Below are 15,825 nucleotides of genomic sequence, written 5' to 3' on the forward strand. Positions count from 1 at the left end.
ATTATTTTTCATCGGCATTAATAGTCATTAATTGTTCACGCATGGAGGCTATTGTTTTTTTATAGTCATCGCTGTTAAATACAGCGGAACCAGCAACAAATTGATTGGCTCCCGCGCGTGCTAAGTGTGCAATGTTTTGGATGCTCACACCACCATCAACACAGAGGTCCAACAGTGGGTAAGATTGGCGAATTTGCGTTATTTTATTAATAATTTCTGGAATCAATTTTTGACCGCCAAATCCCGGATTTACTGTCATAACCAAAACAAAATCTAACTTATGAGCACACCAAGTAAGTACCTCAGTAGACGTGGCAGGGTTAAGTACCAGGCCCGCTTCACAGCCTAAATCGTGTATGAGTTGCAGGCTTCTATCTAAATGAATGGTTGCATCATGATGAATACTGATGCGTTTGGCTCCTGCTTTAGCAAAGGCTTCAATTAGAGTATCTACAGGTTCAACCATTAGGTGAACATCTACTGGTAAGCTGGGAAAACGTGTGATTAAGGCGCTACAAAATGCAGGACCAAAGGTAAGATTGGGAACATAATGATTGTCCATAACATCAAAATGGATAAAATCGGCTCCTGCTTGCATGACCGCATCTACTTCTTCGCCAAGACGGGTTAAATCAGCAGAAAGCATAGAGGGTAGTATTTGGTAAGTCATGTTGTGCTTTTTAAAATTATGCAATGGCACATATCATATGCTGTTCTGGGCAAACATTCTATATAGATGTGGAGTATAACTAGGTAAAGTCAGGTCTGGAGGGCACAGTTTACTTGTTTTTTACCAAGAGATTAATCGCTCAAAAATTACTCTCAATATTGAGTATTTGCTCAAGACATGGGATAATGCTTAGGCATTTCTGCTCGTGTAATTTGAATATTACTGAGACCTAATCATGCTTTTTAGGAAGAATAATATGAGTCAAAATTGGCCTACCAGAGACAGAGATTTAGATGCTGCACGTGTAATTATGGAGGAATATGCTAGTGAGCGGGATAGTGACTCATTAGGGCTTTTTGAAATTGTTGTTGATCCTACGGAAAAGCGGATGAATTTTTGCTTATCCGGCTGGGTTGTTACCTTAGCAAAGCATTTTTATCTACTATATGGGGAGAGTCAGGGGGATTTCGTGACTCGGCAGGTGATTACACGCTGCATCACCCAGGGAAATACCTTACATTAAAAGCGTGAATATTTGCAGCCGACTTCCTCTGTACTAATACGGGCTACTGTTCCTTGCCTTATTCTATGCCCTGCGGGGTCGTGGGGCATAGAAATAATTAAGATACATAAGCTCAACCGATGATATTAATATCATCACTTTTTTTCTTCTTACGTTTGCTCCACAGCCAAAATGCTAAGCCAGTAACTGCAATCAAAAGAATAATAATAGATATGACAAAGATTAATACATGTTTTGCGTGTCTCTTTCTTTTTATTTCTTCTTCTAATAGCTTTTTAGCGTCTACAGTCTCTGCAGGTGGTTTATAGCCTGGGGTGCAGACTGCGCCATTTAATAATAACTTAAAGAGTACGGGACGGCCGCTAACCATTTGTGCGTTAATTTGTATAATGACATATTCTTCTGAAAAGGCGCGTCGTTCACATAAATAGTATAAATCCGCAGTCCAGCCGTCTTTGCTTTTCTTGAAGAGCGTCTTTGTAGGTTTGTCTTTATAAATAAGTTTGATATGGACGCTTTCAGGCTTAATCAAGTTAGGATACTGTAGTTGAATCATTACCGAATCATGTTTGGCATTAATCATTTGTTCGAAGGGGGAGGGGTGAATAACCGCTTGATATTCCTTTTTTTGGTTAATATAGGTCCCTTCTGTCCGCAAAGTTGCTTGATAAGTTCCTACCGGTATGTCCAAAATAAAGGCATTTGTAAATACTCCATTTTTGTCATAGGGAATGACATAAGAAAAATTATGTTCGCTATTATGCAGCTCAAAATTCATTTTTAAATCTTTTGCAGCCAGGTCAGATTTAATAGGCTGTTCGTCTTGTTTAAGATAGCTATTTAATGTGATTAACTCACCAATAAAATAGGTTCCACTGGTGAAGTTAGTACCTAAATTAGCATTTACCAGTATTAATACCTCCTGCAATTGCTCTTCAGGACCTGATAAAACCCATTTTCCTGCTGTAGGAGTATGCATTTGTACTACTCCATAATTGGCAGTAGCTAAGATTCCATTGTCCTCTTTAGCTAAAGAATATTTTTTTTCGTCAGGCGCTGTTAAATACAGGTCTCTAATGTTCGCAGTTTTTTTGAAAATTAAAGTAAATTGCTGCAGTTTAGGAGGAATAATAATCGAGCGCGTAGATGTTGTATCCTGGAGATTTGGGCGCGTTTCTTTGGAGGCTGCAGAATCGGCAGTACCCGGAATGCTGAGTAACAAATAAAAACAAAAAACTATGTAAATTAAGTACCAATATTTTTTCATGAGAAGTCCTTTTCTCAACTGTGCTTTTTTGAGGAAACCGCAGTTAAGATGCTGAAAAATACCAATAATTGTACCCTAATTATGGGTACAAATACATTGGGCTATATAAAGGTTTTGTTGTTTATTACAAAAATAACTAGCATAAAAAAAAGTCTTGATGTATAAATCCTGATTTTACAGTCCTCACGCTCCGGTTACTGAGAAAAGTGGTACTAGGTAGTAGTTGGTTATGAATTTCAAATCGAAAACAGAAGCTTATTCCTATGCTATTTTATTGCTAACGCGGTTAAGCAAGCGCTATGCTAAATGGACTTTTTTTCAAGAAAATAGTGCCATTACCCAAATCAATGCGTGTATTTGCAGTCTAAAAATTGCCATGGAAAATCATGAGCAAGATTTAAAAGTTAGTGCAGAGCGTATCGAAGGGCTCATTTCTCAGTGTGCTCTTCTTCCTGATGATGAAGCTTTACTTAGGGAGTTGAGCACTAATATTTTAAATAGTACGTATCAGCAAACGATTCAAGAGAAATTTGATAATCCATTGGCGCGGCGTTGGGAGTCGGAGCTGGCAATTGTTTTATTCTGCAACCCAACTACTGCAATGATGCAAGCAGTAAACGAAGTGTCCGCACAAATTCTTCTTTTTATTGAGCAATTAAGTCTACTTAAAGAATTTGATTGGTCTTTTTATATTGATCTTTTTAGCCGAAGTTATCATGTTATCTCTTTTGGAGCAGAAGAAAATCCTACGTTAGAAGAGATAAAAAAAATACTGGTAGAAAATAGGCCTGAGCAATTAGCTGAAATAATGCACATACATTATAAATTTGCTCAAGGCATCATTCGAAAGTTTCCTATCAAAGGAATAGAAAGAAAACCTGTAGGCAAAATGGCAGAGATTGTAGCCCGTATATGGCAAGGGCCTGCAGAAAAATTTTTTTCCGAAGGCTTACAAGACTCTATCTCTGGCGCATCATATCGAGGCTATATCCCCGATCATCTAATGTATGGCTCTCTTCTATATAAAGTGCTTGATAATCGCGGCAAGCTGCCTAATTCTTTTAATGAAGAAAGCACGCAGCAATTAGGTTTATTGGGTTGGGGACAAGAAGAATATGAAATTGGCCTTCCCAAGCATCATTCTATATGGACTGCCGATTGCAAGGCACAAGGAGCTAATCTTGGATCCCAGTATGTTCTTGATTTAATAGAAAATGATGCGGTTTATGTTTCAGGCCCGTCTGGTATGACGAGTGTGCTTTTAGGCCAAATGGAAATTTTGGCTAACTTCCCAACGGTGAGTTTAAAAAAGAATTATTTAACGGCAGTGATGGTTTATATTGTTGCTGCGGGATTTCATAGTATTCATGAGGTAATAGCCCCCGCCCACTATGCATTAGAGCTGATTCCTGGTTATGAAGTTCATGTTCCACAACAAGGCAAGTTAGCTCCACCACCAAATTATAACCAATTTTTTATTCAACAAGCATTCATTGATCCTGATTTTGCCGCGCGTCGTGATACTGCTTGGATGAATTATCTAAATTATTTTAGTCAGTTTTATGTACCTCGACATTTGGCTAAACCTTTAGCGCAGCCAAATGTTCTACCCCAACAGCAATTAGGTAAAAAGCCAATTGACCCCATATTAGTAAATGAGGTGAAGTTGGAAATGAGTCGGTATATTAATGCGCGAGGCAATAGTGATGGGCGTTTAAGTTTTATCAGCTGCGTGTTTCGTAATAATGAGTTAACTAAAAAGAAATTGTCTTTGGCAATTGAATTTAATAAGCAATTAGCATTAGTAAAAACACTGAGCGACCTCGATGTCTTAATTGATAATACCGTTAATGCAAATTTAATTACAGAAAAAGAAATGGGTAAAACTTATGGCGTTTTAACCAGAAGTGGTTTGAATCGAAGTTTAGAGCATATTAAAACGATCATTAAAGAACACGTTTTTCCTCAGGAGGAAAACGCCTGGATTATTTTAAAGTAGGAGCTATTTATGTCTGAAAAATTTGGAGGCTTTTTTAATAAAGGCCCTATGGCTGGAAAGCAGCGACTATTCCATTTGTTGGAAAATGCGGATAGCGGAATAACTACGGCTGAATTTGATACCTTTCCTCTAAGTCATGAGGATGTTACACGATTAGCAAAAATTATAAGAGAGAATACTTCCTTAAAGGCTATCTCATTAATCGATTGTAATTTGAGCTCCGAGGATCTCGAAGAATTGGCTATGGCGGTTTTGAGCAATAGTACATTGCAAAAATTCCAAGTGGAATTATTTTATGATTGCAGTAAAACCCTACGCGATCTGATGACTACAGTCGATTCTCATCTTAAAAATAATATAAATATGATGCACAAGCTGGATATGCCAGAACAAATAATGAAAGCGATTTGTGTGTAACCTTCACAGTGCAAGCAACTTAATGTTTCGTTATCTTAAGTAAGTGCCATTAGCTGCCTGCAACCAGGCTTCCCTTATAAGTACTTAAAACTCTGATAGATACTTATCATAATTTTGCTTATATTCAGGGGAGCCTTGATATTGTAATAAGGCTTGATTTAACGCAGTCAATAAAGCGCCTTCCCCTGGATTTACCGCAATACCTAGTCCATAACCATACATATAAGGTGGGCCTGCTAATTTAAAGGTATCGGAAGAATTCGCCGCCCAATAATTCGCGGTTGGGTTATCCAGTAAGATAATGTCTACTTCACCTCGATTTAAACCTGTGAGCTGGTCTGAAACAGTAATGTAGAATTTAATTTTTGGATTCTTAACTCCCATGGTATTTAATTCTTGCTCAAATACAGTACCCGTTTCCAAGCCAATTCTTTTGCCATTCAAAAACTCTAAAGTAAAAGGTTCCGTCTTTACTTTGGGAGTGGTAACAAAACGCGAATAACTAAGCAGATAAGGTAAACTAAAGTTTACAAGCTTGGCTCGTTCTGGAGTAATCGTAATAGAGCTCATAGCCATATCAATTTGTTTTCTGGCAACAGCATCTAAAAGCTCATCAAAACGCATAATGTGATAATGGCAGGTACGTCCCATGATTCTGCACAAGGCATTCATCGAGTCAATGTCAAAGCCATAGATTTCATTTTTTGAACCGCGCATCACAAAGGGCGGGTTAAAATTTTCAGTTCCAATATTGAGCACAGGCAGGTCCTGTGCAAATAGCGCAGAAGAAAAGCTAATAGCCGCAAGCAAAAGACTACGAAAAAAATTCATTTTAATTCACTGAATAATGATTGATTTTTATAGATTATAACGAGATATTAGTTTTGGGAACGAAAAATTTCATTATTATGTGAATTCAGGATAAGAATCGAATTTATGCCAATAAATACCTCCGAGTTACGTGAATCTAAATCCTGGTTTATTGAAAAGCATTTTTCGGATTTATCACATCCGTTAAGCGATGCAGTAAAAAAACTGGTTTTAGTTAGCGATTATGCAAGCAAGCACGTTTCTCTGCTCAAACAGCTTTTAGCGGTCGATAAATGGGTTGCTCCATTAATGCGCGAAGAATATTTTCAAGCCGTACATAATATTTCCTTAACCTTGCCACAAGCAAGTTTTGCCCGCGAATTACGCCAATTTCGCCATACACATTTATTACGATTATTACTGCTTGAACTGTCAGGACTTAGTAGTACCGAACAAGTTGTGCGTTCTTGGTCGGATTGCGCAGATGCCCTTATTTTGCATGGCTTGGATTATTGCCAATACACTCTTTCTTCACGTTATGGTATTCCCAGAGATAAAGAGGGAAATCAAGTTACTTTATTAACTTTGGGAATGGGGAAACTTGGAGGCCGGGAGTTAAATTATTCTTCAGATATCGATCTTATTTTTGCCTATACAGCTACTGGAGAAACGGACGGCGAAGAGGTTATTGAGAATCAACAATATTTTAATAAAGTGGCCCAACAATTTAGCCAATTATTTCAAAATATAACTCCAGAGGGATTTATATTCCGCGTGGACCTGCGGTTACGCCCCAATGGCGATAGCGGTACTTTAGTCCCAAGTCTTGCGGCAATGGAGACTTATTATCAGGAGCAAGGACGTGATTGGGAACGCTATGCTATGGTCAAGGCGCGCGTCATTTCCTCCTCACTTGATGAGGTACATCCTTGGTTTGAGCGATTGATAATTCCTTTTGTTTACCGACGTTACGTAGATTTTAGCGTGATTGAATCATTGCGTAGTATGAAAGCCATGATTGAGCGAGAAGTGCAGCTCAACCCACGTTTGGATGATATTAAGCGAGGTAGGGGAGGGATTAGAGAGGTAGAATTTATTATTCAAAATTTTCAATTAATTCGTGGAGGCCGCCTACCTCAATTACAGACACAAAGCACTTTAGAGGCACTTGCGGTGTTAAAACAAGAAGCTTTACTGCATCATAGTGATGCCTTAAAGCAGGCGTATTTATTTTTACGCCGGCTTGAAAATATCCTGCAAAGTCAAAATGATCAGCAGACACACGCTTTACCGGAAGACCCAATGAAGCAAGCACAAGTAACCTTAGCTATGGGGTTTGCGTCTTGGGATGAGCTTTTGGAGAGGCTGCATCAGTATCAACGTATTATCAGTTATGCCTTCCATGCGGTAATGGGAAAGGTAGATTATTATGAGGATAAAAAAAGATTATTGGCGAATCAGCTTGCGAGTCTTTGGCAGGGACACGTAGAAACAGGAATGGCGATTAACTTATTAATTAGTTTGGATTTTGATAATGCAGAACATTGCTATCACATGATCCATGCGTTTCGCCATGGCCCTCGTTGCCGCCGTCTGTCGCAGGGGGCACGTATGCGTCTGGATCATTTTATGGTTCTACTTTTAACCGAATTAACGCGTGTGGAACATACGGATAAGGTTTTATTGCAAGTTTTACATTTACTAGAAAATATTGTCGGTCGTAGTGCTTATTTGGCTTTATTAACAGAAAACCCGCATGTTTTAACTGAACTACTTTTCTGGTTTGCCCATAGCCCCTTTATTACGTCTTTGCTGGTTAGCCAGCCATTTTTACTAGAAGTGTTATTAGACCAAGGGCAAGAGTGGCGTCCGTTATCGCGTTCGCAATTACAGGAATTGCTTTGGGAAAAATTGAAGCATTATTCGGATATGGAGGCTAAAGAGGAGTTATTGCGACAATTTAAATTAACTAATTGGCTTATGGCAGCACGTGCAGAACTTTATGGGTTTTGCAGCTCGGTACAGATTGGGCGCTTTTTAACAGATGTAGCACAAGTAATACTTAATGAAGTGCTAAGCTTAGCGAGTGAGCAATTAAGTCTGCGTTATCCAGAAATGAAGCAAATGCATGCCCATTTTGCCATTATCGCTTATGGCAAATTAGGCAGCCGGGAGATGAGTTACGCCTCAGATTTGGATTTGGTGTTTTTACATACGGTCAAGCCTGAAGATGAGGCATTAGTCACGCGTTTAACTCAGAAAATTTTGCATATGCTGACCACGCGTCTCCAATCGGGAGTTTTGTATTCGGTCGATACGCGATTACGACCCTCGGGGTCAGCAGGCTTACTGGTCAGCCACATGGATTCTTTTGTGGAGTATCAAAAAAAACAAGCGTGGACTTGGGAGCATCAAGCATTATTAAAAGCGCGTATTTTAACGGGGAATAAAGCGATTAAACATGCATTCTTACAATTGAAAAGAGATGTATTGGCAATGCCCCGAGATCAGAGGATGTTGCAAAACGAAGTTATTGCCATGAGAGCCCGAATCGAACAGCATCATGAGGCATCACCTTTGAAGTATATTTCCGGCGGTCTATTGGATTTAGAGTTTTTAGTACAATTTTTAGTACTTAATTCCGGTTGCCCAGAATTGGCACGCTCCACCCAGACCCTGGGGCAATTAAAGCGTTTATATACTGCGAATAGAATAAGTAAAGAACAATTCTTAGTATTAAGGAAAGCATATTGTTATTATCATCATGTATTACATTTGGAGTTGCTGCGTCCGGGAATGATTCTCGATGAGAGTATTTCCAACCAGGTCGCGGCTATTTATCAGCAATATTTGTCATATTTGACAAAGCAATGAGTTATCACTATCTTTTGAGTCGAGCTCAATATAAAGGATTAAAAAATGAACGCACTCTATACTGCAACAGCTAAAACCCATGGTGGACGTAATGGGCACGTAGAAACAACTGATGGTCTTTTGAAATTAGATTTAGCAATGCCAAAAGAGCTGGGTGGGAAAGGCAATGGCAATAATCCAGAGCAGTTATTTGCTGCCGGCTACGCTGCCTGCTTTGAAAGTGCTATTCGCTATGTAGCGCAGACCCAAAAAATCCCATTAAGCGACGCACACATGCAAGCAACAGTTTCTTTATACCCAACTCCAGAAAAAGGTTTTAAACTGGGAGTGGAACTCCAAGCAACAATTACGGGCTTAAGCCAAAAGGATGCTGAGGAGCTGGTTGAAAAAGCACACCATGTATGCCCTTATTCCAACGCTGTACGTGGTAACATCGAAGTAACACTTAAAGTACAGGCAGAATAAAGCGTAGCCTTGCAGTAGGTGCACTAACACTACTGCAAGGCTCCAAAACTAACTTACATCCCTTAGATGCGTTAAGCGCTCAATCATGGCATTAAAGGCATCCGTTTTACTGCGATAAATATCTTCATAAGACACATGAAAGGTATTAAATTCATCTTCACATTCAACCTGATCTTCTAAAAGCTCAGTAATCACTTGCTTCGATAATAAATAGAAATCATTTTCGACTTCAAAACTGATAATCCATACTTCTTCGCCTATTTTTAAGTCAGTCATCATTACCTACTTTTTTAATTTGTGAACTCTGCAAATAAATCATAATCATCACTGTCGGTAATATGTACCTCAGCAAATGCACCAACTTTTACTCCCGGTGTGGGTGGTAATATAACTAATCCATCAATTTCTGGAGCATCACTTTTACTGCGTGCAATGATGTGTTCTGGAGTAATTTCATCAATCAATACGGTTTGGATACTGCCAATTTTTTGAGCTAATTTCTTGCGGCTAATTTCAGCTTGTAATTGCATAAAGCGGTGATAGCGCTCCTCCTTAACTTCTTCAGGAACTTGATCTGCTAAATCATTCGCTTTTGCACCTTCAACAGGTGAATATTTAAAACATCCTACACGATCTAATTGCGCCTCCTCCAAGAAGTGAAGTAACTCAGTAAACTCTTCTTCTGTTTCTCCTGGGAAGCCAACTATAAACGTGGAGCGCAAAGTAATGTCTGGGCATACCTCACGCCATGCTGCGATACGCATCAAGGTATTTTCGCTGCTTGCAGGGCGCTTCATAGCTTTTAACACGCGTGAGCTTGCATGTTGTAGCGGTATATCAAGATAGGGCAAAATTAGTCCATCGCGCATTAAGGGAATGATTTCATCTACATGAGGGTAAGGATAAACATAATGCAGACGCACCCAAATACCTAGCTCCCCGAGTTGCTCGCATAAATCATAAAAACGAGTATTTACTGTTTTCCCCTGCCAGGTTACTTCTTGATAACGGGTGTCCACTCCATAGGCACTGGTATCCTGGGAAATAACTAAAATTTCATTAACTCCTGCCTCTTTTAATTTTTTCGCCTCAGATAAAACTTGTACTAAAGGATAGCTTTGCAATTTACCGCGCATAGTGGGAATAATGCAAAAAGTACATTTTTGATTACAACCCTCAGATATTTTTAAGTAAGCATAATGACGGGGGGTGAGTTTTATCCCTTGCGGTGGTACTAATTGCATGAAGGGGTCCGCTGGAGGAGGGAGGTGTTCATGAACCGCATTCACCACCTCTTCATAAGCATGTGCGCCACTAATATGTAATACGTCAGGACATGCTTCTTTAATAATGTCAGCTTTAGCACCAAGACAGCCTGTTACAATAACCCGGCCATTTTCAGCCATTGCTTCTTTAATGGTATCCAATGATTCTTTAACGGCACTGTCAATAAATCCACAGGTATTAATTACAACCACACCGGCATCTTGATAACTGGATACCAGCTCATAACCTTGGGCTCGTAATTGAGTAATGATTCGTTCTGAATCTACTAATGCTTTAGGACAACCTAAGCTAACAAAACCTACTTTATGATTCATAAAACTCTAACTGTAAAAAAAATGAACGAATTATACCCTTTCTTCATAGGCTTGTCGACTATTTAAAAAATTTTACTTTATTCTTGCTTTAGCGCGTATACATTTGTAAGAAACATGTAAAGAAAAAACATTTTTGCTCACCAAATGACAAAAAAATGCGTATCATTAAATAGAAATTTTTTGCTTTGGAGAAATTATGGGTAATCGAAAACAAGATTTGCAGCGTTTAATCGAATTAAGAAACGCAGCTGCTTTAACTGAGGAACAGGAACTAGAACTTAAGAAGTTGAAATTTCGACGAATCAAGGATGCTGAATTGCCTGTTTCTCAACTAGAAGAAGAACTACGCAAATTAGATACCGAAACCATTTCAGTTAGCAGCGAAAATATCGAAGAGCTTATTGCTGACTTTAACGAAGAATATGCTGGAAATGAAAACTATGAACCACCTGAAGTTCACGAAGATAATTCCGTTCAATTTAAGTTTAGCTCAAAAGATGAATGCGCTAAATTTTTCATGAAGCAATGTGAAAAAAATCAACCCTTCGTTTTATTTGACCCCGTAACTAAAAATGTCACCGCTTATTCTAATGGCGATGGAAAATTATACCATCACGATGGTAAAGAATTTAAAGTAGGTGATGAGTTTCACCAATCTGAAACGAAACAAGAGGATTTTGAAATCCCTGATTTATCACACGGTACAGGTCTCAGAATTTAGCCCATTTTCCTTTCACCACTGCCATTAAAACAGCTAATTCATGTAGCGTTGTCAGATGGCAGTGATTATTTTTGTTTACAACAAGTTATAATTTTTTTCCCCAGATTTACTCTCTTAATATTTAATTAATCTAAGTGTATTAAAATAGAGCGACATTGTTAATTTAGGAATGGATATGCCCGCTTATAAACTTAATACCCCTGTTGTTTTATTTAACCATAATGAATATGGCCAAAGGTTATTATTTAAGAATGGTGTTACTAATCCCCGCGATATTATAGGGAAAAATGGCGTTACATTTCATGGTGGTTTTGCCTCCTTGTTTTATAGGACAATCAAATTTCAAGCTGAAGTAGTTAATGAATCCGGTAAGTATGAACTACATGAGTTTCGTATTAATCGCAATAGTTTGATTAAATATCTTGGTGAAGACGCTCATAAAAAACTTCAGGATGCTGATTTAGCGGCTGCGCTGAATCAACAATTATGGACTACTGATAATAATCATGGTGTGGAGCAAAAACCTCAACAAATCAAAGCAGGAGCAGAAGGTTTACGTCATGCTGGAAGGTATAACCAACGTTTAGTTGATAGCTGGACTAATCGTTTTAGCGATTTCTTTAAAGGTTCTTTTTTAAGCTGGCTTTATCAAAAAACAATTGTTAGTACAAAGTTAATTAATATTCGATTTCTTTTTGTAGGTAAAGAGGCTGCTATTTTGGAAGCAGGAGAAGTGCTTGCCAAAAAACGTTTTCACGAAGCCTATAAAGAAGTACCTGCTTATAAAAACCATATTATTCGCTTTAACGGAGTTCCTACTTCGGCAACAGAGTTTCGTCAACTTCCTGAAACTACAAAAGATAATTACATTAAATTTCAAGCACATGACTCAGATACCCATTTTCAAGGAAAATATCCAGTCGCTTATAAAACGGATACCTCAACAGGCACTACGGGTAAACCTACAGAGTGGGTTCGTGGTGAGCAAGAGTTGGAAACTGTTAAAAAATCTTTGCAATTAGCTGCTCGGATTCAATTTGGCGCACGACGCTTATCCTATATTAATGCTTTTGCTCTAGGCCCATGGGCTACAGGCTTAACCACCTATGAGTTAATGCGTGATACAGGAAGCGTTTTTGCAACAGGTCCTGATAAAGATAAGATTCTTGATAAGCTCATAAGCAATGCACGTTACGAGCGCCATCAATTAGAGCTTGCTGTTGATGCATTCATGCATAAACATTCTAATTTAGTAGCCGAGGATAAACAGGTAATTATTACTTTAATTGAAACCACCTTAAAAGCGATGCTGAAAAAGCGTACCTCAACGCTTGCAACGGAATTTGATTTAGCAGTCTCCGAATTGGGTAGTGGTGATCAGTTGCTAATTCGACGATATCGCTCAGAAATTAAAGCAATGGCTGATGCATTAAATAAAGAAAAAAATCAGATGATTATTGCAGGTTATCCTCCATTCCTTAAAGACCTTACCGCCTATGCTCAAGAGAAGGGGTATAATTTTGAGGAGTTTTCTGTAATTGGTGTTGTAGGCGGTCAGGCGATATCTGAAGCCATGCGGGATCAATTAATGAATCATGGTTTTAATCAAATTTACTCTTCTTATGGCGCCTCAGATTTAGATATTAACTTAGGTGTTGAAACGGAATATGAAATTTCGGTACGTAAGGCAATTGAAACAAATCCTGGTCTTGCTCGCGAGCTTTATGGTGAGAATAAAGGTCTACCCATGGTATTCCATTATGATCCCATGAACTATCACGTTGAATGTGATGATGAAGACAATTTATTATTTACCTGTACACGCGATGACCGTTCTTCCCCACGCATCCGTTATAATTTGGGCGATAAGGGTCGTGTTTATGCATCAAGTGATGTTCAGGCGCTTTTAGCCAAATATGGAATGTTCCAGCAGCCCAAAACTAATCTTCCATTAATGTTCGTATGGGGGCGAGATTCAACTGTAGTGTTCAATGGCGCTAACTTGGCATTTACGGAATTAGAGCGTGCAGTAACAACGGATGAGCATTTAGAGCAAATCGTTTTAAAGAAGGCTTTTTATACCTATCAAGATGAAACAGGTTCCGATCAATTAGAAATCTGGCTTGAGTTAAATGACGATCAAGAGTTGCCGAATGAGGAGCAACGCGAAGCGTACGCTCATTCCTTGTTAAATAAATTGGTAAATCTAAATCAGGATTTCCGTTATCAAGTGGAAAAGTTAGATGAAGGCACAGCCTTACCACTGGTTCGCTTCTTTAAGCGTCACCAAAGCCCAATTAGTGAAGCCGGCGGTCACCGTAAGCAGGTTCTAATTTTCCAAAAGAACGTTAATCTGCCAGAAGATTATCAATTCCCAGGAGAAGAACAATGTTGTGGATACGCACTTCCTAAATCGGCGGATGTATTACAAGAACAATCTAGTAGCCCAGTTCTTGCTCACTAATAATAAAGATAGCCTGGTTGGCTTACAACCAGGCTATCTTAATCTAATAGTAGTTATTCCACCCCTTGAACCACTTGATTGAGTTTCGTTAAAAACTCATCTGCTGATACTTCGCCGACCACCAGTAACTCATCATGTTGTCTACCTTTAGTATCAAAAAATACAAAAGTCGGTGGCGCGACTACATTAAAATAATTCAAGATAGTTTTATCATTAGCATTATTCGCGGTTACGTCCACTTTAAGAACCACAAACTGTTCTAATGCGGTTTGTACTTGGGGATCTTTAAAAGTCGTTGCATCCATAACCTTGCATGCAGTACACCAATCCGCATAAAAATCCAACATCACAGGCTTACCTCGAGCTGCTGTAATTTTCTGCTTTATTTGTTTTAATGTAAGCGTTTCATGAGCCATCTTCGTTGGCGCGGCGGCACTGGCTGCTTGAGACACAGTTAATGGTTGCAGCGGATTCGTTGCCCCCATGCTGGCGCCAATTAAAATGAGGATGCCATAAACCAGTAAAATAATTCCTACACTTTGGCTGAATTTTTCTTGGTTATTTGATGAATGAGTTAACGCCCCACAATAAATACCTGAAAAAATGAGTAAACTCGCCCATAAAGCCATACTTAATACCGCTGGAGCAATACGGGAGATGAGCATAATGGCCACAGCAATAAACAAAACGCCAAAAAACGACTTTATTGTGTTCATCCAGCTTCCTGTTTCAGGGAGCCACTTCCCGGCAGAAGTACCAATTAGTAGTAGAGGTGTCCCCATACCCAATCCTAAAACAAATAATGTGAGGCAGCCTAGAAGAACATTTTTAGTTTGGGCAATATAAGTTAATACACCGATTAAAGGGGCAGTAACGCAGGGAGATAAGATTAAGGTAGACAAGCAGCCCATGACTGCTGCCCCCAGATAATGCCCCCCGCGCTGGCTTCGACTGGTGCTACCTATTTTGGCCTGCCAGGAATGCGGTAATTTAAACTCGTAAAATCCAAACATGGATAAGGCAAGTAAAACAAAAATTAAGCTTAAAAAGCCGATAGACCACGGTGATTGCATGCTAATTTGCAGGTTAGAGCCTAATAGAGCGACAACCGCGCCTACAATGGCATAGGTAATTGACATGCTCAATACATAACTTAGAGAAAGAAAGAATGCCTTTCGCGTCGTAATTTCTTTACCATGACCAATGATAATTCCTGATAAAACAGGAACCATAGGTAAAATGCAGGGGGTAAATGATAATAATAATCCCAGGCCATAAAATGTGAGTAGGATCATAGCCCAGTTATTGTTTTGGAAGATTTTACTCAATTCGCCTTTAGGTTGAACGGTATTTGTTGCCTGCGTATTTTCTGTATGGACAAGGCTTACTTCGTCCAACTCCAGCTTATCGTTAATAATGAGCTGGATTTTTTGCTCTTCGGGGGGATAACAAAAGCCATCATCAGAACATCCTTGATAGCTTAATTGTAAGGATGTTTTTCCAGGTTTATTACCTAAAATGGAGACGGGAATGGAAACTTTATCTCGGTAAATAGTGTACTTATGCCCGCGCTTATCTGTTTTTTCTTGAGTGGGAGGAAGACGCAAGTCGCCCAATTGCATGATATCATTTTGCGCAGGCACAAATTTAATGCTACTAGAATACAAAAAATGCTTCTGTTTGATCTGGAAATTAACTGCAAAGGTGTTGGGATCAACTAATTCCACATGAACCTGAAATACTTGAGGTGGGGCAGGAGGGGTTGTATATCCAATAATGGTAGTAAAACAGCATACAAAAAAGAGCAACCATTTTTTCATTTGAAACCTTGATAACAGCAATGCAATTTACTTCATTGTAGTTCGAATCAAGATAAAACGTAACTCTTAAATACGATTTATAGCGACGATGCGTATTATTTCCCTAAGCGTTTGCGATTGCGAAAAATGTTGAATCAATCAAAGAACATTATAAAAACCTAGATTCTTAATTATATAGCTTCATACTGACGGCT

General features: G+C 38.9%; 13 protein-coding genes. 7 read left to right on the forward strand and 6 right to left on the reverse strand.

What is annotated here, in order from left to right; all coding sequences use genetic code 11:
- Nucleotide 1: 1 nt before the first annotated feature.
- A complete protein-coding gene (rpe, locus tag BN3124_RS16960; protein ID WP_058533615.1) occupies nucleotides 2-670 on the reverse strand; it encodes a ribulose-phosphate 3-epimerase in 669 nt (222 codons plus the stop codon).
- 256 nt (nucleotides 671-926) lie between these two features.
- Here rpe and BN3124_RS04230 point away from each other — a divergent pair, with 256 nt between their 5' ends.
- Nucleotides 927-1,193, forward strand: coding sequence for a hypothetical protein (locus BN3124_RS04230; protein ID WP_058533616.1), 267 nt, complete (start codon nucleotides 927-929; stop codon nucleotides 1,191-1,193).
- Nucleotides 1,194-1,305: 112 nt separating this feature from the next.
- Here BN3124_RS04230 and BN3124_RS04235 read toward each other — a convergent pair whose 3' ends face one another.
- Nucleotides 1,306-2,460, reverse strand: coding sequence for a hypothetical protein (locus BN3124_RS04235; protein ID WP_058533617.1), 1,155 nt, complete (start codon nucleotides 2,458-2,460; stop codon nucleotides 1,306-1,308).
- 229 nt (nucleotides 2,461-2,689) lie between these two features.
- Between BN3124_RS04235 and BN3124_RS04240 the strand changes: the two genes are divergently transcribed.
- Both BN3124_RS04240 and BN3124_RS04245 read left to right on the forward strand, forming a co-directional pair.
- A complete protein-coding gene (locus BN3124_RS04240; RefSeq protein ID WP_058533618.1) occupies nucleotides 2,690-4,459 on the forward strand; it encodes a hypothetical protein in 1,770 nt (589 codons plus the stop codon).
- Between the two features lie 9 nt (nucleotides 4,460-4,468).
- Complete coding sequence (locus BN3124_RS04245; RefSeq protein ID WP_058533619.1) at nucleotides 4,469-4,876, forward strand: hypothetical protein; 408 nt, start codon at nucleotides 4,469-4,471, stop codon at nucleotides 4,874-4,876.
- 84 nt (nucleotides 4,877-4,960) lie between these two features.
- Here the strand turns inward: BN3124_RS04245 and BN3124_RS04250 are convergent, their stop codons facing one another.
- The gene (locus tag BN3124_RS04250; RefSeq protein ID WP_058533620.1) at nucleotides 4,961-5,707 is read right to left on the reverse strand and encodes a transporter substrate-binding domain-containing protein; all 747 of its coding nucleotides are present in this window, start codon (nucleotides 5,705-5,707) and stop codon (nucleotides 4,961-4,963) included.
- A 105-nt stretch (nucleotides 5,708-5,812) separates the two neighbouring features.
- On the opposite strand from BN3124_RS04250, the gene glnE reads away from it, so the two are divergent.
- Together glnE and BN3124_RS04260 are read left to right on the forward strand one after the other, a co-directional pair.
- Nucleotides 5,813-8,560: a bifunctional [glutamate--ammonia ligase]-adenylyl-L-tyrosine phosphorylase/[glutamate--ammonia-ligase] adenylyltransferase gene (gene glnE / locus BN3124_RS04255; protein ID WP_058533621.1), complete on the forward strand. Its 2,748-nt coding sequence runs from the start codon at nucleotides 5,813-5,815 to the stop codon at nucleotides 8,558-8,560.
- A gap of 45 nt (nucleotides 8,561-8,605) precedes the next feature.
- Nucleotides 8,606-9,025 carry an organic hydroperoxide resistance protein gene (locus BN3124_RS04260; RefSeq protein WP_058533622.1) on the forward strand — a complete coding sequence of 140 codons (420 nt, stop codon included), beginning with the start codon at nucleotides 8,606-8,608 and terminating at the stop codon, nucleotides 9,023-9,025.
- Between the two features lie 48 nt (nucleotides 9,026-9,073).
- Here BN3124_RS04260 and BN3124_RS04265 read toward each other — a convergent pair whose 3' ends face one another.
- Nucleotides 9,074-9,304 carry a hypothetical protein gene (locus BN3124_RS04265; RefSeq protein WP_230849064.1) on the reverse strand — a complete coding sequence of 77 codons (231 nt, stop codon included), beginning with the start codon at nucleotides 9,302-9,304 and terminating at the stop codon, nucleotides 9,074-9,076.
- Between the two features lie 11 nt (nucleotides 9,305-9,315).
- Nucleotides 9,316-10,626, reverse strand: a complete 1,311-nt coding sequence (rimO, locus tag BN3124_RS04270) for a 30S ribosomal protein S12 methylthiotransferase RimO (protein WP_058533624.1) — start codon at nucleotides 10,624-10,626, stop codon at nucleotides 9,316-9,318.
- A 196-nt stretch (nucleotides 10,627-10,822) separates the two neighbouring features.
- On the opposite strand from rimO, the gene BN3124_RS04275 reads away from it, so the two are divergent.
- Nucleotides 10,823-11,347, forward strand: a complete 525-nt coding sequence (locus BN3124_RS04275) for a hypothetical protein (RefSeq protein WP_058533625.1) — start codon at nucleotides 10,823-10,825, stop codon at nucleotides 11,345-11,347.
- Between the two features lie 175 nt (nucleotides 11,348-11,522).
- A complete protein-coding gene (locus tag BN3124_RS04280) occupies nucleotides 11,523-13,811 on the forward strand; it encodes a phenylacetate--CoA ligase family protein (protein ID WP_058533626.1) in 2,289 nt (762 codons plus the stop codon).
- 53 nt (nucleotides 13,812-13,864) lie between these two features.
- On the opposite strand, the gene dsbD is transcribed toward BN3124_RS04280, so the two are convergent.
- The gene (gene dsbD, locus BN3124_RS04285; RefSeq protein WP_058533627.1) at nucleotides 13,865-15,631 is read right to left on the reverse strand and encodes a protein-disulfide reductase DsbD; all 1,767 of its coding nucleotides are present in this window, start codon (nucleotides 15,629-15,631) and stop codon (nucleotides 13,865-13,867) included.
- Nucleotides 15,632-15,825: the final 194 nt, after the last annotated feature.

This window comes from Legionella saoudiensis, assembly GCF_001465875.1.
Taxonomy (GTDB): domain Bacteria; phylum Pseudomonadota; class Gammaproteobacteria; order Legionellales; family Legionellaceae; genus Legionella; species Legionella saoudiensis.